The following is a 22,376-nucleotide window of genomic DNA, read 5'->3' on the forward strand; positions in this document are numbered from 1 at the left end:
ATGCGGGCCCGCCTTCTGGGGGCTTACCGCAGCCAGTATCCCAACCCGCTCCGGTTCCACACCGGCCAGATCGTCGAAGTAGGTGTCCGTGACGAGGAATGGCCGGCGTTTGCCTGGGTACGCACCAACGATGGGCGCGCTGGATGGGCGCCCGTCGCCTGGTTGCAGCTGCTGGACGAGGGTCGCGCCGAAGCACTGTGCGACTACGACGCCCGCGAGCTGGATGTGGAAAGCGGCGAGATGGTGAAGCTTCATCACGAACACGGTGGGTGGTGGTGGTCCGAGCGCGCCAATGGCGCGACGGGCTGGCTGCCGGCCCGCGAACTGGAACTGCTGGAAGAGAACTGCAAATGAGCCAGACCAAGAACTTCAACCTGCCCGACCTGGGCGAAGGCCTGCCGGACGCGACCATCGTCGAGTGGTTCGTCAAGGAAGGCGATGTGATCAAGCTGGACGAGCCGCTGGTCTCGATGGAGACCGCCAAGGCTGTGGTGGAAGTGCCCTCGCCGTTCTCCGGCAAGGTGCTGAAGCTGTCCGGCGGCGCCGGCGACATCATCCCGACCGGCTCGGTGCTGGCCAGCTTCGAACTGGACCCGAACCTGCCGCAGCGCGCTGATGGCCAGGACACCGGCCACAGCCATGGCCACGCAGCGCCGGCCGCGCCGGCAGCCGCACCGACCCCGCCGCCGCTGCCGGCTGCGCCGGTCGCTGCGGAAGAAGCCAAGCCCGCCGCTGCCGAACGCGATGACGCCGGTACCGTGGTCGGCGCGATGCAGAGCTCCAATGCCGTGCACGCCGAACAGGCGCTGGCCGTCGGTGGCGTCAAGGCCGTGCCGGCCGTGCGTGCGATGGCGCGCAAGCTGGGCGTGGACCTGAGCCGCGTGCCGGCCACCGGCACCGATGGCGCCGTGACCATGGCCGACGTCAAGCAGGCCGCCGCCAACGGCAGCGCCAAGCTCGGCGCTGCTCCGGCGCCGGTCGCTGCCGCCGCGTATGCCGCACCGGCCCCGGCGCAGGTGTCTGCCCCGGTGCAGAGCGAAGCCCGCACCCCGCTGTCTGCCGCTGGCAAGCCGATGCGCACCCAGCCGCCGGGCGTGGTGGCCAAGGGCCAGCCGGAACCGCTGAAGGGCGTGCGCCGCAACATGGCCCGCGTCATGGCCGATGCGCACAGCAAGGTCGTGCCGACCACGCTGAACGACGACGCCGACATCCACGCCTGGCTGCCGGGCAACGACGTCACCGCGCGCCTGGTGCGTTCGATCGTGGTGGCCGCGCAGAAGGTGCCGGCGATGAACGCGTGGTTCGACGGTGAAGCGCTGACCCGCACCCTGCACGCGCAGGTCGACATCGGCATCGCCGTGGACACCGACGACGGCCTGTTCGTGCCGGCCCTGCGCAACGCCGACATGCTCGACGCACGTGGCATCCGCGAAGGCGTCAACCGCCTGCGCGAGCAGGTGGAGTCGCGTTCGATCGCCGCCTCGGAACTGAGCGGCTACACCATCTCGCTGTCCAACTTCGGCATGTTCGCCGGCCGCTACGCGACCCCGGTCGTGGTGCCGCCGTGCGTGGCCATCGTCGGTGCCGGCCGTGCCCGCCACCAGATGACTCCGGTGATGGGCGGCGTGGAAGCGCACAAGGTCATCCCGCTGTCGGTCACCTTCGACCACCGCGCAGCCACCGGCGGCGAAGCCGCACGCTTCCTGCGCGCGATGATGGACGACCTGGCGCTGGCCAGCTGATCGGTGGGTGCCAACCTTGGTTGGCACATGAACTGGAAAAACGCCGGGCACTGCCCGGCGTTTTTTTGTGCCCGCATCCACGCATGGCGTGGATCTGCCAAATGCCTGCGATCAATCGCGAGCGACCATGCCCTCGGCGCGGCTGTAGACGCGCAGGCGGTGCCCGTCAGGATCCGCTCCGACGAAGGTGTGGCCGAACTCCAGCGTCACCGGCGCCTGCAGAATCTCCACACCGAGAGCGCGCCACGCATCGTGCGTCTGCTGCACGGCGACGGGGTTGGCGACCACCATCGCCAGTTCCGCGGCACCGGCCTGCGCGGACACCGGTGGCTGCACGTCATCGCGCTGCCACAGGCCCAGCGCCGCGCCATCGCCGAGCAGGAACAGGGCAAGACCGGGTGATTGCTCGACTGGCGGCTTGCCGAGGATGCCGCTGTAGAAGGTGGCGCTGGTGGCGACGTCGCGCACGTACTGCAGCAGGGTGCTGGGCTTGAACATGGGGAAGCTCCGTTGTTGGGAGCGATCATGGTGGTATGGGCCTGCTGACAGTTTCTGTCAGCAGATTCGACTGTCGGTAGAGTCGACTGTTAGTCGACTGCTCCTCCTTCAGCCTGCATAAAACCTCGCGCTGCGCGCGACAGTCGACCGTCGGTAGAGTCGACTGTTAGTCGACTGCTCTTCCTTCAGCCTGCTTGAAACCCCGCGCTGCGCGCGATAGTCGACTAACAGTCGACTCTACCCCCCCGCTCCCCGCTGTTGCTGTGGCTATGAGCGATCCAGCCAGTCCGGGGCAATGCCCTGCGCCTTCTGCCAGCGCCGCAGCAGGGTGGCGCGTGGCACGAGGTAGTGATCCTCCAGCACGCGCACTTGGCGGATGCGGTCCAGCCTGAAATGGCGGAAGTCCTCGCGGCCCTCGCACCACGCCGCCAGCATCGGTACTTCATCGAAGTAGGCCAGCGCGAACGGCCACACAATGCGCTCGGTGCGCTGGCCGTGCGCGTCCTGATAGCCGAACTGCAGCCGTTGCTGTGCACTTACCGCTTCGCGCACTGCCTGCAGACGAGCCGCGGGAACCTTGGCCGCAGCGCGCGAAGGGCCAACACGCAGGCCGCTGTCACGCAAGGCTTCCCGGCGCGCTGCTGGCAACACGTGCGCGATACGCGCCAGGGCGTCACGCGCAGCCTCGGCCAGCGCAGGCTCGGTGCGGGCCGCGACCCAGCGCAGGCCCAGCACCAGCGCGTCGATCTCGGCCGGTGGCAGGGTCATCGGCGGCAGGGTATCGCTCGGCGCCAGCTGGTAGCCGACGCCGGCCTCACCGCGCAGATCGGCGCCCTGCTCGCGCAGGGTCTCGATATCGCGGTACAGCGTGCGCAGGCTGATGCCCAGCGCTTCGGCCAGCGCCTGCCCGGCCACCGGCCGTCGATGACGGCGCAGCAGCTGCAGCAACTGGGTCAGGCGCAGCGCACGTGACATCAGCCGACCAGCGCGCTCGATGCAACCACGTGCTCACCCGGTTGCGGGGCCAACGCGGCCTCGACCAGTGCCCTGGCGATTTCGCTCGCTGGGTTGATCCGCCATGCCCGTGGCAACACCGGCCCCAGCACGCCGAGTACCTTCAGTGCCAAGCGCTCGCCGCGGCGGACCTCGTTGCGCTCGCCCCCGATCAGCCCTGGGCGGACCAGGGTCAACGAACTGAAGCCCAGCGCACGAAGGTCGCGTTCCAGTTCGCCCTTCACCCGGCTGTAGAAGATCGACGACTGCGGGTTGGCGCCGGCCGCGGAATTGAGCACATAGGTCCGGGCGCCCTGTGCCTGTGCGAGCCGTGCGAACGCCAGCGGGTAGTCATGGTCGATGCGGTGGAAAGCCTCGCGGCTGCCGGCCTGGGCAATGGTGCTGCCCAGCGCGCAGATGATCGCGTCCACGCGCGCCCATTCGGGCGAAGTGGGCAACGCGTCGAAGGCCAGCACCGGGTTCTCCAGCTTCCCGTGGGTCAACGCCAGCGGGCGGCGGGTCGGGGCAACCACAGCGCTGCAGCGCGGGTCGTCCAGCAGCCGGGACAGGGTCAGCCCGCCGACCAGGCCGGTCGCCCCCAGCAACATCACGCGCATCACCACCTCCACTGCGGCATCCTGTCGCCCATCGTAGCCGTTCAAGCCATCGGCAGCCGCGCCGATATGCTGGAACCTGCCCCTGCCAGCCCCAGGATTCGCTCCATGACGGACCAGCCCGACCACCGCCCTGCCCCCGGTACTGCCCTTGGGCCGCCGGCACGCGTGCGTGCGGTGGTGGACGATGGGCTGGGTGACCGCGTGGTGCTGCAGGGCGGCGGTGGCGTGGCCCTGCAGCAGCTGTTCGCAGGCGCAGACGCGCCGGAACCGCTGTTGGCGGCGTTCGCCAACGGCATGGCCACGCTGCCCGGCGAACTGGGTGACATGGGTGACCGCCTGCAATCGGCGCAGGCCAGCGCCGATTGGCCGCGCTACGGCCGCGCGATGCGGCAGCTGATCGACAAGTACATCCGCACCATCGAGCAGCATTCGCCGGACGGCCAGCCGGAAAGCCTGCGCCTGTCCGAGCAGCTGCGGCTGCTGCTGGGTGGGGCGGTGGTAGCCCTGCTGCAGCACGACCCGGACCTGCGCGAGCAGGCACAGGCGCTGGCCATGCGCCTGCGCCAGTGGCAGCCGGGCACGGCACTGGAACCGATCGAACAGGGCGTGCGCGAGCTCGGCCACCAGGTCGGCGTGCGCGCCGAGAGCTGGCAGGAGCAGCAGGCACTGCTGCTGGAACTGTTCGCGCTGCTGCTGGAGAACGTGAGCGAGCTGCTGGACGACCGCAGCTGGCTGCAGGGCCAGATCGCCGCGGTACGCCAGCTGCTGGACGGGCCGCTGGAGGCCGAGGCCGTCGAGCGAACCCGCGCCGAGCTGCGCGAAGTGATCTACAAGCAGGGCCTGCTGCGCCAGGGCATCGACGATTCGAAGGCCGCGATGCGCGGGCTGATGGGCGAGTTCATCGAGCGCATGGATGGCATGGCCACCAGCACCGGTGAATACCACGACCGCATCGGCAGTTACGCGCTGCAGCTGCGCGAAGCGCGCAGCATCGCCGACCTCAACCAGCTGCTGCAGGACGTGATGCGCGACACCGGCAAGGTCCAGCAGCAGGCTGCACAGGCCCGCGATCACTTGGCCAATGCGCGGCAGGAAGTGGAACGTGCAGAGCAACGCATTGCCGAGCTTGAGCAGGAGCTGCGCGCCGCCGGGGACCTGGCACGTATCGATCCGTTGACCCAGGCACTGAACCGCCGCGGCCTGGACGAACTGCTGCAGCGCGAGCTGGCGCGCGCCGCGCGCAACAACTCACCACTGGGCGTGGCGGTGATCGACCTGGATGACTTCCACCAGACCAACGACGCGCACGGGCATGCCGGCGGCGATGCGCTGCTGCAGCACCTGGTGTCCGTGTGCAAGCTGCTGCTGCGCGCCACCGACGGCATCGCGCGGCTGGGCGGCGATGAATTCGTACTGGTACTGCCGGAAACCCAGGGTGCCGACAGCATGGCCACCGTGCAGCGCCTGCAGCGTTCGCTGGCACATCGCGTGCTGACCGTGCAGGACCAGCGCGTGCCGGTGCATTTCAGCGCTGGGCTGGCGCAATGGCAGCCCGGCGACGATACCGAGACCCTGCTGCGCCGCGCCGATGACGCGCTGTATGCCGCCAAGCGGCTGGGCAAGAACCGGGTGCAGGCGGGATGATCGTGGAATGGGGTCAGATCCCTTTTCCAACGGAAAAGGGATCTGACCCCGATGATCAGCGAGGTTACTTCCCGCGCAGCTTCTGGAACCCGGTCACCGCCGCCAGCACGATGGCGCCGGCGATGATGCCGACCACCATGTTGCCCACCGCGCTGACCAGCCAGCCCCACGGGCCTTCGCCCCCCATCGCCTGCACCGCGTGGTGCAGCGCCGGCACGTTGTGCACCAGGATGCCGCCGCCCACAAGGAACATGGCGATGGTGCCGGCCACCGACAGGAACTTCATCAGCCACGGTGCCGAGGCCACCAGGCCACGGCCGAAGGCAGCGATGGCGCCGCCCTTGCGCGACAGGTACAGGCCGACGTCGTCGAGCTTGACGATGCCCGCCACCAGCCCATAGACGAAGACCGTCATCGCCAGTGCAACCACGGCCAGCGTGACCACCTGGTTGGTGAACGGTGCGGTGGCGATCACGCCCAGGGTCAGCACGATGATCTCGGCCGAGAGGATGAAGTCGGTGCGGATCGCGCCCTTCACCTTGTCCTTCTCCCACGCCACCATGTCCACCTGCGCGTCGGCCAGCGCCTTGCGCCGCTCGGCCTGGCGCTCGGCATCGTCATCGGACGAATGCAGGAAGCGATGTGCCAGTTTCTCAACGCCCTCAAAGCACAGGAACGCGCCGCCGATCATCATCAGCGGCACGATCAGCGGCACGTTCCAGCCACGGCTGTGCAGCCAGGCCTCCAGCGCGCTGATCGCCAATGCTGCGGGCACCAGAATCACCTTGTTGACCAGCGAGCCCTTGGCCACTGCCCATACCACCGGCAGTTCGCGGTTGGCGTTGACCCCGGTAACCTGCTGCGCGTTCAGCGCCAGGTCGTCGCCCAGCACGCCGGCGGTCTTCTTCGCCGCGACCTTGGTCAGGACCGAGACATCGTCGAGCAGGGAGGCGATATCGTCGAGCAGGGCGAACAGGCTGGCACCGGCCATGGGGCGTCCAAGAAAGGGAATGAGCGGATTCTGACCGATTCGGCGTTGACTGCGGAAGAGATCGGGTTCACCACGTGACGACCCCTCCCCGGCCAGACTGGAGCGTGATCCCGTTTCGCCGGGCATGGCCCGGCGCTACCGGCCGTCGTCCGCAAGGAGTCCCGCTTGAGCAACCCGCCCACCGCCAATGGCAATCCTCCGCTGGTCAAAGGCATGAACCGGCGCAGCCAGATCCTGCGCCTGCTGATGCGCTATCGCCATTCAGGCGTGTTCTCGGGCATGAACCTGGATGCCGCAGGCAATCCGGCCGACGTTCCCGCAGATGGCAACCCGGAACAGTTCGTCAGCGACCTGGAAGCGCTGGGGCCGACCTTCGTCAAGCTGGGCCAGATGCTGTCCACGCGCCCGGACATGGTGCCGGTGGAGTTCGCCACAGCCCTGGAGCGCATGCAGGAAAAGGTGGCCGAGATTCCCGTCGAGCGCATCCACGCGATCGTCGAGCAGGAGCTGGGCGCACCGGTAAACAAGCTGTTCGCCTCATTCGATCCCGAGCCGCTGGGCTGTGCGTCGATCGCGCAGGTACATCGCGCGGTGCTGCACGACGGACGCCAGGTGGCGGTGAAGGTGCAGAAGCCTGAAGTCGCTGCACAGCTGCGCTCGGACTTGGAGGCGCTGCGCAGCTTCGCGCTGGCCGCCGACCACCTGACCCAGGTCGGCCGCCGTGTGCGCCTGCGCGACTGGCTCAACGAGTTCGCCAAGACCCTGATGCAGGAGCTGGACTACCACGCCGAGGCCGAGAACCTGGCCCGCTTCGGCCGCCACCTCAAGCCGTTCCGCCGCCTATGGATTCCGCAGCCGCTGTGGGATTACAGCAGCCAGCGCGTGCTGACCATGGAACTGGCCACCGGCGTGCGCGTGGACGCGATTCCCGATGTGCGCCGCACCGAACAGTCGATGGATCCGCTGGCGGCGGCGCTGATCCGCGGCTACCTGGACCAGATCTTCGTGCATGGCGAGATCCATGCCGACCCGCATCCGGGCAACCTGAGGGTGATGCCCGATGGCCGGCTGGCGATCTTCGATCTGGGCATGGTCGCGCACATGCCGCCGCGCCTGCGCGAGCGCCTGTTGAAGATCCTGTTCGCCGCCGTCGATGGCCGTGGCGAGGAAGTGGCCGATGATCTCATCAGCATCAGCACGCGGCTGGAGGCGTTCGACGAGGAACGCTATCTGCGCGAGACCGGCCAGTTGATCGCGCGTTACGCCGCCAGCGGCACTTTCTCCGAAGGCCGCGTAGTGCTGGACATGGTGCGTATCGCCACCGCCTGCGGGCTGCGCACGCCGCCGGAACTGAGCCTGCTGGGCAAGGCACTGCTCAACCTGGAAACCGTATGCCGCTTGCTGGCACCGGAGCTGGAAACACGTCGCATCGTCGAGCGCCAGCTGCAGCACGTGATGCGCGCACGCCTGAAGAAGTCACTGTCCGCGGCCAACATCGCCAGCGAGGCGATGGAGCTGCAGCAGCTGCTGCGCGATGGGCCGCGCAAGCTCTCGGACATCATGGCGCTGCTGGCCGAAAACCGCCTGCAGATGAAGGTGACCGGGCTGGAGGAATCGCGGCTGATGGAGAACCTGCAGAAGATCGCCAACCGCGTGGCGGCCGGCATCATCAGCGCGGCACTGATCATGGCCGCGGCGATGATGATGAAGATCGACACCGGCTGGCACCTGTTCGGCTACCCGCTCATTGCGCTGATTCTGTTGTTCATCGGCGTGGTGCTCGGCCTTGGCATCGTGACCAGTGCATTGCTGTTCGATCGTCGCGCACGGGCACGCGAAGAACGCGGGCATCGCTAGCGCATCAAGGAAAACACCCGTATTCACGCGGTTTTTAATGCAATCCAACGGAGCCTTTCACGCTCGTTTTACCTTCTGATCGCGATCTCGCGCGCGTCATTTCAACAAACATTTCAGTCAGGTTCGTGCATGCACTATCGGGTCATCGGCCTGTCACATGCATGTGCTTGCGGCAGCGCCGGTCGGATGGACACGCGTCGGTACGACGTCCATCACCACCACCCCGTCACTGCCGAAGCTGCCTATGCTCTGGATACTGCTGCTGTCGTTGTTGCTGCTGTGCTGGTTGTTCCTCGCGTCCGACAAGTGGGTGTGGTGGAAGGCCAGTGCGTTCTCGCTGCTGCTGCTCACGCTCAGTGCGTGGTGGCTGATCGACAAGCTGTCCGGCGATGGGCTCAATGCCGCCACCCTGTATCACCTGGGCGCCGACATGGAAGGCGCCGGCATCTCCGACTTCAAGGGCTATATCGCTGGCTTCATCGTGCTGGCGCTGGTCTCGCTCCTCCCGCTGTTCGCCACACGGGTGAAGCGCTGGCGCCGGCCCGGCCATGGCGGTGCCTGGTTTGCCGGCTTCACCGCAGTATGGGTGGCCACGATCATGTTCAGCCCGTTGGCCCGCGATGGCCAGCGCCTGTATCAGCAGCTGCGGCCGGTCGATTTCGCCCGCATCGCACCCGAGTACCAGGTGCCGACGCAGCCACTGCAGCGTCCGCGCAACATCGTCTGGATCTATGGCGAAAGCCTGGAACGCACCTACCTGGACGAGGCCGTGTTTCCCGGCCTGATGCCCAACCTCAACCGCCTGGCGTCCCAGTCGCTGGACGTGCGTGGCCTGGCCTCGGCCGAAGGCAGCGGCTGGACCATCGCCGGCCTGGTGTCGTCAATGTGCGGCGTGCCGCTGACCACCTCGCAGGGCGACGAGAACAGCATGGACCGCATGGGCAGCTTCCTGCCCAAGGCGGTGTGCCTCGGCGACTACTTGAAGCAGCAGGGCTACACCAACCACTATCTGGGCGGTGCCAACGGCCAGTTCGCCGGTAAGGGCCAGTTCCTGGCCAGCCACGGTTTCGATGAAGTGCATGACCTGGCCTGGTTCAAGCAGCAGAAGAAGATCGGCCGCATCCATTACTCGGCCTGGGGCGTGCACGACGACGTGCTGCTGGACACCGCCTACCAGCGCTTCGAGCAGCTCTCGCGTGCCGGCTCGCCGTTCATGCTGACCACGCTGACCATGGATACCCACCACCCTGCCGGGCACCTGCCGGTGTCGTGCAAGGGCGAGCGCTACCAGAGCCAGTACGGCAACATCGGCCTGCTCAATGCACTCAAGTGCACCGACCGCCTGATCTCGCAGCTGGTTGAACGCATCCAGGCCAGCCCGTATGGCAAGGACACGTTGATCGTGATCGCTTCCGATCATCTGGCGATGCCCAACGACCTCAGCCATGTGCTGGCCAAGCAGCAGCGCGAAAACCTGCTGCTGTTCCTCGGCGACGGCGTGGCGCCTCGCCAGCTGGCGGTGGAAGACGGTTCAACGCTGGATTCCGGCGCCACCCTGCTCAGCCTGCTCGACCCGAACCTGCAGACCATGGGTTTTGGCCGCTCGCTGCTGGATGACAAGCGCGCACCGAGTGCCAGCGTGGCCGCGCACCGCGACGGTGGCCGCGACTATCCACAGTATCTGGCGTTCGCCCGCTCGCTGTGGCTGGGCGAACCGACCCGTGAATTGAAGATCGACGGCGACGACCAGGTGGTGGTCGGCCTGCAGCACGTGCAGCCACCGGTGCTGCTGGAGTACGACAAGGACTGGGGCCTGAAATCGGTGTACCTGGAGAACACGTCGCGCCAGTTCGATGATGCCGACCCGGACAACACCCTGGCCTATGTCGATCGCTGCACCGCGTTCGAGGACGGCTCGGCCGACGGCGACTGGTGCGCCCTGCTGGTCAACCGTGACAACGGCATCAAGCTGTACCGCGACAACGACCTGCGTGGCGGCATCGCCGTGGATGCGCCACTGGATGCGTTCCAGGGCCCGCGCCCGAGCGTGCGCCAGGCGCACATGATCACGCAGAAGGGCCGCCGCACCCGTGCCGGCCAGTACATGCTGCAGCTGGTGGCGAGCACGCGCCCGGATCGCGGTTTCTGGATCGAGGCGGTGTCATCGCAGCGCAAGGTGGTGCTGGCCCAGCAGTGGGTGCAGCCCGATGCCAATGGCAAGATCAACGTGTCGTTCGGGCTGGACCACGAAGTGGATGATCTGGAGATCCGCGCGTGGTTGAACCATGCCGAGAAGCTGGCGGTGGATACGTTCGCACTGGTGCCCTCGCGCAGCCGACCACGGGGATAGGGTTCTTTGCAGGGCTGCGCCCTGCACCCGCTGCGAGCAGAAGCAAAGGCAAAGGCAACGGCAACGGCGTGCATTCCGTGGAATGGCGGGGCGGTGCCGGAGTGCGGGGACGCCGCAAGTACGTCCCTGTAGCAACTGTGTTGCCGGGGAGGCCTGGCCCTCTCCGGCAGACAGGCACGGTAGTGCCGGCCGCTGGCCGGCAGCCTCCGGAGGGACGCCGCGACTGTCCTTAGGCGGGGATCGGTCTGCTTCGGGCGTCGCGTACGCGGGCGTTGAGAATCACCAGCATCTTGCGCATTACCGCCACGATGGCCACTTTTCCTTCCTTGCCGCGAGCCCGCAGCGACTGATAGAAATCGCGCAGTCGAGGTTCATGCCGCATGGCCGACATGGCGGCCATGTAAAGCACTTGGCGGATCTCGGCCCTGCCACCGTGGATGCTTCGTTTGCCGCGCATGGTCCCGCTGTCGTGGGACATGGGTGCTACACCGACCAGGCTGGCGATGGCCTTGCCGCTGATCTTCCCCAACTCGGGAAGATAGCTTGCCAATACCGCCTGCAGGCCAGAGCCAACGCCTTTCATCGACTTCAGGACAGCCAGTTGAGGCTGTTGGGCAACCTGCTCGGCAATTTGCTTTCCCAGACGTTCAACCAGCGTCTGCAAGCGGGTGATGTTGGCCTGCAGTAGCCGGCGCAATTCACGATCACCGACCATTTCCTGCTGCTGCCGCGCGATGGTCAGCGCGTGCATCGCCTGTCGACGTGCCCGCACGAATTCCCGCATTTTCTGCTGCCAAGGCTCCAGCGGTTGGTAGGCGGGCAGTTTCACCAAGGCTGCCATCTGCGCCAATGCATAGGCATCCAACCGGTCGGTCTTGGCCATCTGGCCCATCCCCTGGGCCAGCCTGCGGGCCCGCAGGGCATTGGCGCGGACCACCGGATGGCCCGCTGCGTGCAGAAAATCCAGCACCGGCCGCTCGTAGCCGCCGGTGGCCTCCAGCACGATCTGGCTGACCGGACGCTTCTTCAGCCAATCATCCAATTCAGAAAAGCCGGAGCGGCTATTCCAGACCTGCAGGATCTCTCCGTCCGTCGTGCCGACATCCAGTTGGCGCTTGCTGACATCAATCCCGATCCCGTTCATTACCGGACTCCGTATAGTCTGGAAGGGTCGAGAGCTCCCCCGCTTGCCCAGTCTTATCACTGCGAGTGTCAGCTCCAGCAACTGTTCGGGCGGATCAAGGGAGATTCCGGCGTGGGCGCCAAGCTACATGGCGATCGTCGAGATCCAGGCTTGTACGGCGGCCCACGCCGGCTCTCGGCACCTACGCTGCCAGATTCCGATCAGATAAGGCTTGGCAGCCGCATCCATGCGGCTGACACCCCGCACTCCGACACCGCCCCACCTCTGACAGATTCCCAGCGTCTGGTAGATCCACGCCATGCGTGGATGAATCTCCATCGAAATCGAATATTTCGACAATTGATCGAAGAACATCCACGCATGGCGTGGATCTACGTGTCGACCAAGGTCGACACCCACCAAGAGCACGCCATGTCATTCCAACAGATCGCGGAAAACTGTCGAAGGCGGGGTGGGTCCGGTTGCGGGAGTGTCCGCGGCATGGATGCCGCGGCCAAGCCCCCATGGATGGGTTTACGGCGTCTCCCGCAACCGGACCCACCCCGCCATCCCACGGAATGCGCGCTGTTGCTGTTGCCGTTGCTGTTGCCGTTGCTGTTGCTTCGGCCGTTGCTTCGGCGGGTGCAGGGCGCAGCCCTGCAAAGCCCCCTACTCCTGCGAATCGCGGGTGATGTGGATATCGGTCGGGGTCGACAGCGGGATGTTCCGCTCGGCCAGGATCTGCAGCAGGCTGAAGTACAGATCGCTGCGGGTGGCGTAGACCTGCCGCGGGCTGGCCACGTACGCGAAGCTGTTGATGGTGATCTGGCCACCGGCAATGCTGTCGATGTAGACCGTGGGCGCCGGTTGTTTCAACACATTGGTGTGGGCCGCATAGGCCTGCAGCAACGCATCGCGCAGGCTGCCGACATCAGTGCTGGGCGGTACCGCGAACTGGATCTGGATGCGGCCCTGGTTGTTGCCCATCGTCATGTTGCGCACGGTCTTGGTGACCAGCTCGGAGTTGGGCACGATCAGCGTCGACTTGTCGCTCACCTGGATCTCGGTCGAGCGCAGGCTGATGCGGCGGATGTCGCCTTCCTGGTCGCCCAGCTTCACCCAGTCGCCGATCTTCACCGGGCGCTCGGCCAGCAGGATCAGGCCGGAAACAAAGTTCTGGGTGATCACCTGCAGGCCGAAGCCGATACCGACCGACAATGCACTGACCAGCAGCGCGAGCTTGGTCAGTTCCAGTCCCATCGCTGTCAGCGCCCAGATCACCGCGATGATGATGCCCAGGTAGCGGGCGACGGTACTGACCGAATTGCGCGCACCCAGGTCCAGCTCGGTCTTCGGCAGGTAGGTGTCGGTCAACCAGCGCTGCACCAGCTGGGTCACCGCCAGGCCGGCCAGCAGCACGGCCACCGCCAGCACGATCCGCATCGGCTTCAGCGTGGTTCCGCCCAGCGGAATGCCGGTCGTGAGCAACGAAGCGAAGCGCTCCACCACCGCACCGATGTTGCCAAACGGCGCCACCAGCGCCAGCAGTGCAAGCAGCACGATCACCGTACGCAGCGCTGCCGACAGCAGCACGCCGGCCTGCTCCAGCCGCGACACGCTCAGGCCGGTGCTGAGCAGGATGGTCTGGCCAACCTTGCTGTCGGCGTTGAGCATCCAGGTGCTCAGGTCATCGACGAACTTGAACAGCAGCGTCGCCGCCAGCACCACGATGCTGCCGCCGATCAGCTGCTGGTTCACGAACTTGGCGAAATTCAGATAGCCCAGCAGCGTGGCGATGATCGCTGCCACCACCGCGATGTTGCCTGCCACGCGCGCCAGCACCAGCCAGCTGCTGCGGCGCACCGGCGTACTCGGGCCCTGCCCGTCGGCCTGCGCTTCCAGCTTGGCTTCGGCCTCGGCGGTCTGCCGCCGGTGCAGGCGCGCCAGCGTCACCAGCATGGCCATGATCAGGCCGAGGTAGGTCAGTGCAATCAGGCCATCCAGCGCCACGGTGGTCACATCGCTGGTGCGCGTGGCCTGATCGATCGCCACAAGCACCGTGCTCAGCCAGGCCAGTGCCGCCGCGCCCCAGGCGTACTTGCGCAGCTTGAGCGCAGCGGTGTCGTCCAGGTTCAACAATCGCCATGACGGGCGCTTGGGCACCAGCAGGCAGGCGCTGAGCGCAGCGATGAAGGCAGCGCGGAAGGTCGCGGTTTCCAGACCATCGGCCACCACCTGCAGGCGCGGTGCGATCGCATCAACCGCATCCAGCGCCGCCATCAGCACCACTACCGCATAACCGGGCAGCAGCGTCCCCACCAGCAGCAGCCACATGGCCAGGCCAGATCGGCGCAGGCGACCATCGGGCGCTCGGTCGGACGCGGCGAACTGCCGCCCCAGGCGGCGCAGCCACAACCGCAGCGGGAACATCATCACCAGTGCGGCCACCAGGCCCAGCAAGGGCGTGCCCCAGCCATTGGTGCGGATACCGGTGATCAGCGTGTCACGCCCCTGCTCGGCCAGCGGCGCAACGCGCGCGATATCGATCGGCAAACGCTCGGCCACCTTGCTCCACAATGCAGGCGACAACGGCGAGGCGACCTTCCGGCCCAGCTCCTCGGTGCGTTGCGCGGTGCGCTGCTGGTCGATGTCGGTCGCCAGCTGCTGGGCACGCACGGCACTGGCCTTGGCCTGCGCTACCGACGCGGCCAGGCCGTCGCGCTGTTTGGTGATGGTGCGTCGTTGCGCTGCCAGTTCCGGCGGCTCGGTCGTGCCTTCCGCAGGCGTGCCCAGCTGCGCCAACTGTTCGTCGAGGCGATCCTTTTGCGGCTGCAGCGCCTTTTCCAACGCCTCGGCGTCACGCCGGGCCTTCGAAGCGTCCTCGGACAGCATGGCCAATGTTTCGATGGCCGCGGCATCGCCACGCTTGCGGTCGACTTCCTTCAGCTTCGCATCGATATCCGCCAGCTGCTGCTTCGGCGTGGGGTCCTCATCCTGTGCCAGCACCGGTGCGGACAGCAGGAAGGCAGTGCACAGCAGCAGGGCCAGCCAGGGCCCCCGTGCACGGATCGATCGCAGGAAAGAAGACACGCCAGCCACACCGTTTCGCGCGGACCACCGCGCCTGCGCGCGACTATACGGCACAGACGGTAAAGGCCGGATGGTGGCGCGGAGGACTACACCCGCGTGGATGGGGCTTCGACGGGGTGATGGCGGCGGGGTGATGCCGCTGGGCGATGACGGCCTGGCGATTGCGGCGAGGTGATCGTGGCCGGGCGAATCGACTCGGTAGAGTCGACTGTCAGTCGACTATCGCGCGCAGCGCGGGCTTTGCACAGCTTCCAGCGAAGAGCAGTCGACTAACTGTGATCTCTCTGTAGGTTGTTCATCCGGGACATCTTTGGAAAATGGTGGTTACCACACCTCTCCAGACCCCAAAGAGCCCGGATGAACCCCCATAAAAATGCCCGTTTGACCGTCCATAGTCGAGCACTTCTTGTTCGCCGCATCCTCCACGAGGGCCTGCGCCCAGAAGAAGCAGCCCAAGCATGCGGCGTAAGTGTGCGTACGGCCTACAAATGGCTGGCCCGATTCCGGGAATTGGGGGTGTCGGGGCTGGAAAACCGCAGCTCACGCCCTCACCGGACACCACATGCCACATCTGCACCGGTGGTCGAGCAGATCAAGGAGTGTCGCCGTAAACGGCAGACCTATCTGACCATCTCCAAAGCCTTGGGGATCGGCCACAGCACCATTTCCAGGCTGATGCGCGCCCACGGCCTCAATCGTTTGTGCCGGCTTGATCCGCCCAAGGAGGTCATCCGATACGAATACGATCAGCCCGGAGGGCTGCTGCACCTGGACATCAAGAAGCTGGGCAACTTCCAGCAGCCGGGCCATAGAACCGACGCCAAGCGCCGAGGAAATGCCGGTGGCGGAGGCTGGGGCTACGTCCACGTGGCCATTGACGATCACTCCCGGGTCGCCTTCAGCAGCGTCCACCCCAACGAACAGGGCGAAACCGCCTGCCAGGCGTTGCTGGGCGCTCTGCAGTACTACGCCAGCCTGGGAATCACCTTCAAGCGGATCCTGACAGACAACGGTGCCTGCTATCGCTCCACCGCCTTTGCCAAGCTGCTCAAATCCCTTGGGATCAAGCACATCAGAACCAAGCCCTACACGCCGCGGACCAATGGCAAAGCCGAGCGCTTCATCCAGACCAGCCTGCGCGAGTGGGCTTACGCCTGCGAGTACGCATCCTCGGACCAGCGCAATTCCGTGTTGAGCCAATGGCTGCACCACTACAACTGGCACCGTCCCCATATGGCGATCGGCGGCCAGCCACCTATCTCCAGAGTGCCGCTGAACAACGTAGTGGGTTTACACAACTAACAGTCGACTCTACCCAGTCGGTTTGCCCCGTCGGTTTGCCCCGTCGGTTTGCCCCGTCGGTTTGCCCCGTCGGTTTGCCCCGTCGGTTTGCCCGTCGATTTGCCCCGTCGATTTGCCCCGTCGATTTGCCCCGTCGATTTGCCCCGTCGGTTTGCCCCGTCGGTTTGCCCCGTCGATTTGCCCCGTCGATTTGCCCCGTCGGTTTGCCCCGTCGGTTTGCCCCGTCGGTTTGCCCCGTCGGTTTGCCCCGTCGGTTTGCCCCGTCGGTTTGCCCCGTCGGTTTGCCCCGTCGGTTTGCCCCGTCGGTTTGCCCAGTCGGTTTGCCCCATCGGTTTGCCCCGCCGTTCATCCCGTCGGTTTGCCCCGTCGATTCACCCAGCCCACGTTTCCGCGCGCCCGCACGCCACGCCGGCGGAATCAGTACTTCAGCCGCAGCTCTTCCACCATCGGCTGCTGCAGCGCGTACCAGTCCTGGAACTCTTCCTCGGTGATCTCATCGGGCGCATACACCGCCACCGGGTGCCAGTCGTGGTCGGTCGGCAGTGGCTGGCGCGGGCCGGCACGCAGGCTGTAACTGACGCCCTCGTAGTCGACCAGGTCATCAACCTGCGGCCACTGCTCGCGTGCGAACGCGGATTCACTCTTCAACAGGATCACCTGGTACATCGGCACCTCCACTTCGGTTGGATCAGGAAAACACGGCGCTGGCGGCAGCATACCGCCGCACCGGTGACAACGGGCACGCCGCAGCGGCGACGGAACGTTCTGGACACGGCCATCGCCCCGGCTTCACCCGCCCATGGCAAGGCCATCGGCATCGTGTAGGCCCCCCCCTGCCACGACTGCCGATGACCGACCACCCGCCGCTGAAGACCGTCGCCGGCCTCAAGCTGCCCCGCTACCTGGGCACCTGGTACGAGATCGCACGCCTGCCGATGCGCCACGAGCCGGAGGGCTGTACCGACGTGTCGGCGCACTACACCCTGCTCGACAACGGCAACGTCGGCGTCACCAACCGCTGCCGCATGGACGGCGAGGTCGAGGAAGCCAGCGGCGAAGCCTGCGCCGTGGACAACGACAGCGCGCGGCTGGAGGTCAGCTTCCTGCCCAAGGGCCTGCGCTGGCTGCCGTTCGCCAAGGGCGACTACTGGGTGATCCAGGTCGCCCCGGACTACAGCGTCGCACTGGTCGGCAGCCCGGACCGCAAGTACCTCTGGCTGCTGGCGCGCGAGCCGCGCCTGGACGCCACCGTGCAGGACCATTATCTGGCGACTGCCCGCCTGCAGGGCTTCGATCTGTCCGAACTGATCCACACCCCGCACACCGGTCGCCCGACAGCCTGAGCCGCGCACGCCCATGGACCTGAAGAGTGGCTACCCGTGGTGGGCGGTGCGCAACGGCCTGATCCTCGCCTTCCCACCGCTGGAAAAGGACCTGCGCTGCGATGTGCTGGTGGTGGGTGGTGGCATCACCGGTGCGCTGATCGCCGACGAACTGTCCGCCCACGGCCAGGAAGTGGCGGTCATCGAGCAGCGCGACATCGGCTGGGGCAGCACGGCTGCCAGCACCGCGCTGCTGCAGTACGAGATCGACACGCACCTGCTGGACCTGACGCAGCGCTATGGCCATGACGCCGCCGCACGGGCCTACCTTGCCTGTGCCGAGGCCATTCCGGCGCTGGGTAGCGTGGCGCGCGGCCTGAAGGACGTGGATTTCCAGCGGATGGACAGCCTGTACCTGGCCAGCCGCCATCGCGACGTGCCGCGCCTGATGGCCGAGGGCGATGCCCGTCGCGGCATCGGCCTGGATGCCCGCTGGCTGGGCCCGGAGGCACTGCGGGAACGTTTCGACGTTGAGGCCGGCGGCGCCCTGCTGACCCGGCAGGCGGCCCGGGTTGATCCGTATCGGCTGACCTATGCGCTGCTGCAGCGCGTGCGTCGGCGCTGCGGCCACGTGCATGACCGCAGCGTACTGCACAGCCTCGATGCTACCGCGCGCGGGGTGACCGCCCGTACCGAAGCCGGTGCCACGGTCCGCGCACGCCACGTCGTGCTGGCCATGGGCTATGCCAACCAGCGCTGGCTCGGCCAACGCGTCGCCCGCAACCGCAGCAGCTATGCCTTCATCACCGACCCCATCGATGCGGACGTGCTGGGCCGGCTGCGCAACACGATGGTCTGGGAGAGCGCACGCCCGTACCTGTACCTGCGCGCCACCGGCGACCGGCGCCTGCTGGTGGGTGGGCTGGACGACGCCATCGACATCCCGGCCCGCCGCGACCGGCGCGTGCAGCGCAAGGCCGACCAGCTGATGAAACAGCTGCTGCGCTGGTTCCCACGGCTGAACCCGGTGCCGGCGTTCTCCTGGGGCGGCACCTTCGCCGAGACCGCTGATGGCCTGCCGTTCTTCGGCCCGCACGAACAATGGGGCCCACGGGTGCACTTCGCCATGGCCTACGGCGGCAACGGCATCACCTATTCGATGATCGGCGCGCAACTGCTGCGGGCCAGGATCGAGCGGCGCACGCATCCACTGGCGGGGCTGTTCGGGTTCGGGCGGTTGTGACCTGCAGCCAGGCATGGCCTGGCTCTACCCCAATCCGGTGCCGACAGGCATCATTCAAGCAGCCCCTGCTAGCGTCGGCCTGTACCGCCGCGTGTTGCGTGGCCACCTGTCCGCTGGAGCGCCGTCATGATCCGCCCCCTGACCCTGCTGCTGTGCCTGGCCCTGCCGGGAACCGTACTGGCCCAGTCTGCCGCCGGCGCCACCGCGCCGCAGGCCGCCGGCCTGGACCTGACGCTGCCGCAGGCGCCGATGCGCTACCTCAACGATGCGAGCCTGAAACAGGATCCGCCGGGCACGTACTACGGTGACAAGAGCGGTCCGCGCGTGCACGACGACGCCAAGATCGCCGACGTCACCGACGACAAGGTCAAGGTGTCCGGCAGCTTCACCACCGGCATCGGCTATTCCAAGAATGGCGGCAACAGCCACTACAACGCCGCCACGCTGAACCTGAGCAAGAACTACACCACCGATGAGGGCAAGACCCACGGGGTCAACGTCAACATCCACGTGAGCGAGGGCAAGGGCCCGGGCTTCTTCGGCCCGTATGGTGGCTACTACGGCCGCGGGCCGGGCTACTGGGACTACCCGCCGCCGTTCGGCTGGTAAAAGCCTGCGTGTAGCGCCGGGCCATGCCCGGCGGCTTGATGCATCCGCTGCGCTCGCCGGGCATGGCCCGGCGCTACCTGGGCGTCAATCCAGCCAGCCATCGCGCTCGCTGTGCAGGATGCGGCCGTCATAACCGCTCAGGCGCACTTCCACCTTCTGGTTGCGGGCATTGCGCGCTTCCAGCGACCAGGTGGCACCATCGCGTTCCAGCGAATGGATCTCGCGCAGGCCATGTGCCTGTGCCCGTGCCAGCACCTGCTCGGTGGTCAGCAGCGCGCGCCCGTTGTGCTCGTCGAAGATCTCGCCGGTCTTCGGGTCCACGTAGACCTCGCTGAAGCGGCCATCGGCGCGGCTCACGTCCGCTTCCCACAGGCTGTCATCACGCTCGATCTCGTGGATCTGGGTGTAACCGGCCTTGCGCAGGGTCTGTTCAACCTGGGCCATGCCCAGCGGTGCGGCCTGAGCGGCCGGTACGATGGCCAGGGCAGCGACGGTGGCGAGGGCAAGCGACTTCAACATGGGGGTTCTCCTGTTCGTGTTCATGGCCGGACCATCCCGGCAACGCCACGATGCACGGGGTGGTTAACAGCCCCTTAGCCGACGCTGTTAGCCCGCTGTTAGTCGGCCGCTGCACACTCACGCCTGGTCCCCTTCCCTTACACGCCCGCGATGCTCGCCTCCCTGCCCCTGCTGCTGGCCCTGGCCAACGCCCCGACCGCCGCTGCACCCGTGCAGGATCCGGCGCAGCAGGTCGCGCGTCGTGCCGTGCAGCAGGGCCGTTACGTGCCGCTGGAAAGCGTGGTGCGCGATGCGCTCAAGCGCTACCCGGGGCAGCTGCTGGAAGTGGAGCTGGACGACGGCGTCTACGAAGTGGAGATCCTGCGCGGCGATGGCGTGGTGGTCGGGCTGGACTATGATGCGCGCAGCGGAAAGCTGCTGAAGACGGAGCTGGACGACTGATGCGCATCCTGTTGGCCGAAGACGATGCCGCGCTGGCACAGCGCCTGGTGCCCCTGCTTGAGCAGGCCGGTTACGTGGTGCACCAGGTTGCCGACGGGCGCGAGGCCGAGGAAATCGGCCAGATCGAGGACCTGCAGGCGGCCATCGTCGACCTTGGCCTGCCCGGCCTGGACGGACTGAGCGTGATCGAACGCTGGCGCGGCAACGGCCGCACCTTCCCGGTACTGGTGCTGACCGCGCGCGGGCGCTGGCACGACAAGCTGGCCGGCTTCGATGCCGGTGCCGACGACTACCTGACCAAACCGTTCCAGGCCGACGAGCTGGTGCTGCGGCTGCGCGCCCTGATCCGCCGCAGCCACGGCCACGCCAGCCCGCGCCTGCACTGCGGGCCACTGCAGCTGGACGTCAACGCCGGTCGCTTCGAACTGGACGGGCAGCCGCTGGCGCTGAGCCCGCAGGAGTTCCGCCTGCTCAGTTACTTCATCCACCACAGCGGCCAGGTGATCGGCCGCGATCGACTCGGCGAACAGGTGTTCGAGGGCGGGCTGGATCCCGACTCCAACGCGCTGGATGTGCTGCTGGGGCGCGTGCGCCGCAAGCTCGGTACCGAACTGATCCAGACCGTGCGCGGCCAGGGTTGGCGGCTGGCGGCGCCGTGACGCGGCAGCCCTCGCTGCGGCGGCGCCTGCTGCTGGCCGGTGGCGTCGGCCTGCTGCTGGTCTCGTTGCTGGCCAGTGCGCTGCTGGGCGAACTGTTCAAGCGCAGCGCGCGTGATCGGCTGGACCACGAACTGCAGCAGGACATGCTGACCCTGGTCGCGCAGATGGAAGTCACCCCCGACAACCAGCTGCAGCTGCGCCAGGAACCCAACGATGCGCGCTTCCAGCGTGTGTTCTCCGGTGCGTACTGGCAGATCGCCGGTGCAGACGGCGACGTGCTGCTGCAGTCACGCTCGTTGTGGGATGAAACGCTTCCCGCCACGGCCATTGGCCCGGCCACGCGCAACCTGACCGGCCCCCTGCAGCAATCGCTGCGCGCACGCGTGCAGCAGGTGCGCCTGCCACGCGCCAGCGAACCGTTCGTGGCCGTGGTCGCCACCGACCGCAGCGCGCTGGATGCCGATGTCGCCGCGTTCCGCCAGCGCACCGCCATTGCGCTGGGTGTGCTGGTTGCGGCGTGGCTGGCGGTGCTGGCCAGCCAGGTGCACTTCGGCCTGCGCCCGTTGCATCGCCTCGGTGCACAGCTGGAACGGGTGCGACGCGGTGATGCGCAGCGCATCGAAACGCGCGGTTTGGGCGCCGAGGTCGCGCCCCTGGGTGAAGAACTCAACGCACTGCTGGAACACCAGCAGCGCATGGTCGCGCGGGCACGCACCAGTGCACAGGATCTGGCGCATGCGCTGAAGACTCCGCTGAGCGTGCTGGCTACCGAGGCCGACGGCGACGGTGCGCATTGGCGTGCCACTGTGCGCGAACAAAGTGCGCGCATGCAGGCCAGCGTCGACCGTTACCTGGCTGCCGGACTGGCCGCCGACCATCGCCAACGCACCGACGTGGCGACTGTCGCGCAGGCGCTGTGCCGGTTGATGGCACGCGTGCATGGCGAGCGCGGCATTGCGTTCACGGCGGAAGGCATCGATCCGGCGCTGCAGTTCGCCGGTGCCAGTGCGGATCTGGAAGAGATGCTGGGCAACCTGTTGGACAACGCGGGGCGCTGGGCGCAACAGCAGGTCACTGTCGAAGCGGGCTCCAGCGAAGGCCAGTTGCGCATCGAAGTCCGCGATGACGGCCCCGGGCTGGCTGCAGATGCGCTGGAACGGGTCACCCAGCGCGGCGTGCGTCTGGATGAGCGCGAGGGCAGCAGTGGATTGGGGCTGGCGATCGTGGGCGATATCGCAGCCAGTTATGGCGGGCGCGTGGCGCTGGAGAATGCGCGGCCGGGGTTGCGGGCGACGGTGTGGTTGCCGGCGGGGTGAGGCACCGCTGCGCTCGCCGGGCATGGCCCGGCGCTACTGGTTCACGTGCACCCGGTAGGT

The 22,376-nt window shown here is 67.0% G+C and carries 20 protein-coding genes; 12 read left to right on the top strand and 8 right to left on the bottom strand.

Translation table 11 applies throughout. The features are described from left to right. Together QP552_RS19315 and QP552_RS19320 are read left to right on the top strand one after the other, a co-directional pair. Positions 1-354, top strand: a complete 354-nt coding sequence (locus QP552_RS19315; RefSeq protein WP_008265756.1) for an SH3 domain-containing protein — start codon at positions 1-3, stop codon at positions 352-354. After that, positions 351-1,742: a dihydrolipoamide acetyltransferase family protein gene (locus QP552_RS19320; RefSeq protein WP_286074396.1), complete on the top strand. Its 1,392-nt coding sequence runs from the start codon at positions 351-353 to the stop codon at positions 1,740-1,742. The genes QP552_RS19315 and QP552_RS19320 overlap by 4 nt, the downstream gene beginning before the upstream one ends. A gap of 111 nt (positions 1,743-1,853) precedes the next feature. On the opposite strand, the gene QP552_RS19325 is transcribed toward QP552_RS19320, so the two are convergent. The 3 genes from QP552_RS19325 to QP552_RS19335 form a co-directional block, all read right to left on the bottom strand. Continuing rightward, a complete protein-coding gene (locus tag QP552_RS19325) occupies positions 1,854-2,240 on the bottom strand; it encodes a VOC family protein (protein WP_286074397.1) in 387 nt (128 codons plus the stop codon). Positions 2,241-2,507: 267 nt separating this feature from the next. Continuing rightward, positions 2,508-3,215, bottom strand: coding sequence for a YafY family protein (locus tag QP552_RS19330; protein WP_049402781.1), 708 nt, complete (start codon positions 3,213-3,215; stop codon positions 2,508-2,510). Continuing rightward, positions 3,215-3,850 (bottom strand): NAD-dependent dehydratase, encoded by a 636-nt coding sequence (locus QP552_RS19335; RefSeq protein ID WP_286074398.1) that lies wholly within the window; start codon positions 3,848-3,850, stop codon positions 3,215-3,217. Before QP552_RS19335 ends, QP552_RS19330 begins: the two co-directional genes overlap by 1 nt. 105 nt (positions 3,851-3,955) lie before the next feature. Between QP552_RS19335 and QP552_RS19340 the strand changes: the two genes are divergently transcribed. Continuing rightward, positions 3,956-5,494: a GGDEF domain-containing protein gene (locus QP552_RS19340; RefSeq protein WP_111113260.1), complete on the top strand. Its 1,539-nt coding sequence runs from the start codon at positions 3,956-3,958 to the stop codon at positions 5,492-5,494. Between the two features lie 64 nt (positions 5,495-5,558). Here the strand turns inward: QP552_RS19340 and QP552_RS19345 are convergent, their stop codons facing one another. Next, entirely contained in the window at positions 5,559-6,485 is a 927-nt protein-coding gene (locus QP552_RS19345; RefSeq protein ID WP_286074399.1) for a DUF808 domain-containing protein, read from the bottom strand. Between the two features lie 165 nt (positions 6,486-6,650). On the opposite strand from QP552_RS19345, the gene QP552_RS19350 reads away from it, so the two are divergent. Together QP552_RS19350 and QP552_RS19355 are read left to right on the top strand one after the other, a co-directional pair. After that, positions 6,651-8,342, top strand: coding sequence for an AarF/UbiB family protein (locus QP552_RS19350; protein WP_111113259.1), 1,692 nt, complete (start codon positions 6,651-6,653; stop codon positions 8,340-8,342). A 244-nt stretch (positions 8,343-8,586) separates the two neighbouring features. Continuing rightward, positions 8,587-10,692, top strand: a complete 2,106-nt coding sequence (locus QP552_RS19355; protein ID WP_286074401.1) for a phosphoglycerol transferase I — start codon at positions 8,587-8,589, stop codon at positions 10,690-10,692. A 229-nt stretch (positions 10,693-10,921) separates the two neighbouring features. Here the strand turns inward: QP552_RS19355 and QP552_RS19360 are convergent, their stop codons facing one another. Together QP552_RS19360 and QP552_RS19365 are read right to left on the bottom strand one after the other, a co-directional pair. Next, positions 10,922-11,836, bottom strand: a complete 915-nt coding sequence (locus QP552_RS19360) for an IS110 family transposase (RefSeq protein WP_286074402.1) — start codon at positions 11,834-11,836, stop codon at positions 10,922-10,924. A gap of 648 nt (positions 11,837-12,484) precedes the next feature. Continuing rightward, on the bottom strand, positions 12,485-14,914 hold the full coding sequence (locus QP552_RS19365) for a DUF3772 domain-containing protein (RefSeq protein ID WP_286074403.1): 2,430 nt from the start codon (positions 14,912-14,914) through the stop codon (positions 12,485-12,487). A 348-nt stretch (positions 14,915-15,262) separates the two neighbouring features. On the opposite strand from QP552_RS19365, the gene QP552_RS19370 reads away from it, so the two are divergent. After that, a complete protein-coding gene (locus QP552_RS19370; RefSeq protein WP_286074405.1) occupies positions 15,263-16,207 on the top strand; it encodes an IS481 family transposase in 945 nt (314 codons plus the stop codon). A 417-nt stretch (positions 16,208-16,624) separates the two neighbouring features. On the opposite strand, the gene QP552_RS19375 is transcribed toward QP552_RS19370, so the two are convergent. Continuing rightward, positions 16,625-16,873 carry a hypothetical protein gene (locus QP552_RS19375; RefSeq protein ID WP_087923860.1) on the bottom strand — a complete coding sequence of 83 codons (249 nt, stop codon included), beginning with the start codon at positions 16,871-16,873 and terminating at the stop codon, positions 16,625-16,627. A gap of 182 nt (positions 16,874-17,055) precedes the next feature. Here QP552_RS19375 and QP552_RS19380 point away from each other — a divergent pair, with 182 nt between their 5' ends. The 3 genes from QP552_RS19380 to QP552_RS19390 all read left to right on the top strand — a co-directional run bounded on the left by QP552_RS19380 (position 17,056) and on the right by QP552_RS19390 (position 19,381). Continuing rightward, positions 17,056-17,550: a lipocalin family protein gene (locus tag QP552_RS19380; RefSeq protein WP_049460278.1), complete on the top strand. Its 495-nt coding sequence runs from the start codon at positions 17,056-17,058 to the stop codon at positions 17,548-17,550. Between the two features lie 13 nt (positions 17,551-17,563). Beyond that, positions 17,564-18,772, top strand: a complete 1,209-nt coding sequence (locus tag QP552_RS19385) for an FAD-dependent oxidoreductase (RefSeq protein WP_111111470.1) — start codon at positions 17,564-17,566, stop codon at positions 18,770-18,772. 126 nt (positions 18,773-18,898) lie between these two features. Beyond that, positions 18,899-19,381 carry a hypothetical protein gene (locus QP552_RS19390; protein WP_043034272.1) on the top strand — a complete coding sequence of 161 codons (483 nt, stop codon included), beginning with the start codon at positions 18,899-18,901 and terminating at the stop codon, positions 19,379-19,381. 84 nt (positions 19,382-19,465) lie between these two features. Here QP552_RS19390 and QP552_RS19395 read toward each other — a convergent pair whose 3' ends face one another. Beyond that, positions 19,466-19,900: a PepSY domain-containing protein gene (locus QP552_RS19395; RefSeq protein ID WP_043034271.1), complete on the bottom strand. Its 435-nt coding sequence runs from the start codon at positions 19,898-19,900 to the stop codon at positions 19,466-19,468. Positions 19,901-20,050: 150 nt separating this feature from the next. Here QP552_RS19395 and QP552_RS19400 point away from each other — a divergent pair, with 150 nt between their 5' ends. The 3 genes from QP552_RS19400 to QP552_RS19410 are packed head-to-tail and all read left to right on the top strand — an operon-like array spanning position 20,051 to position 22,316. After that, the gene (locus QP552_RS19400) at positions 20,051-20,341 is read left to right on the top strand and encodes a PepSY domain-containing protein (RefSeq protein ID WP_111111471.1); all 291 of its coding nucleotides are present in this window, start codon (positions 20,051-20,053) and stop codon (positions 20,339-20,341) included. Further along, the gene (locus QP552_RS19405) at positions 20,341-21,000 is read left to right on the top strand and encodes a response regulator transcription factor (RefSeq protein WP_111111472.1); all 660 of its coding nucleotides are present in this window, start codon (positions 20,341-20,343) and stop codon (positions 20,998-21,000) included. Before QP552_RS19400 ends, QP552_RS19405 begins: the two co-directional genes overlap by 1 nt. Continuing rightward, positions 20,997-22,316, top strand: coding sequence for a HAMP domain-containing sensor histidine kinase (locus tag QP552_RS19410; RefSeq protein WP_286074407.1), 1,320 nt, complete (start codon positions 20,997-20,999; stop codon positions 22,314-22,316). The genes QP552_RS19405 and QP552_RS19410 overlap by 4 nt, the downstream gene beginning before the upstream one ends. Positions 22,317-22,376: the final 60 nt, after the last annotated feature.

The organism is Stenotrophomonas sp. 59, assembly GCF_030291095.1.
Classification (GTDB): Bacteria; Pseudomonadota; Gammaproteobacteria; order Xanthomonadales; family Xanthomonadaceae; genus Stenotrophomonas; species Stenotrophomonas maltophilia_Q.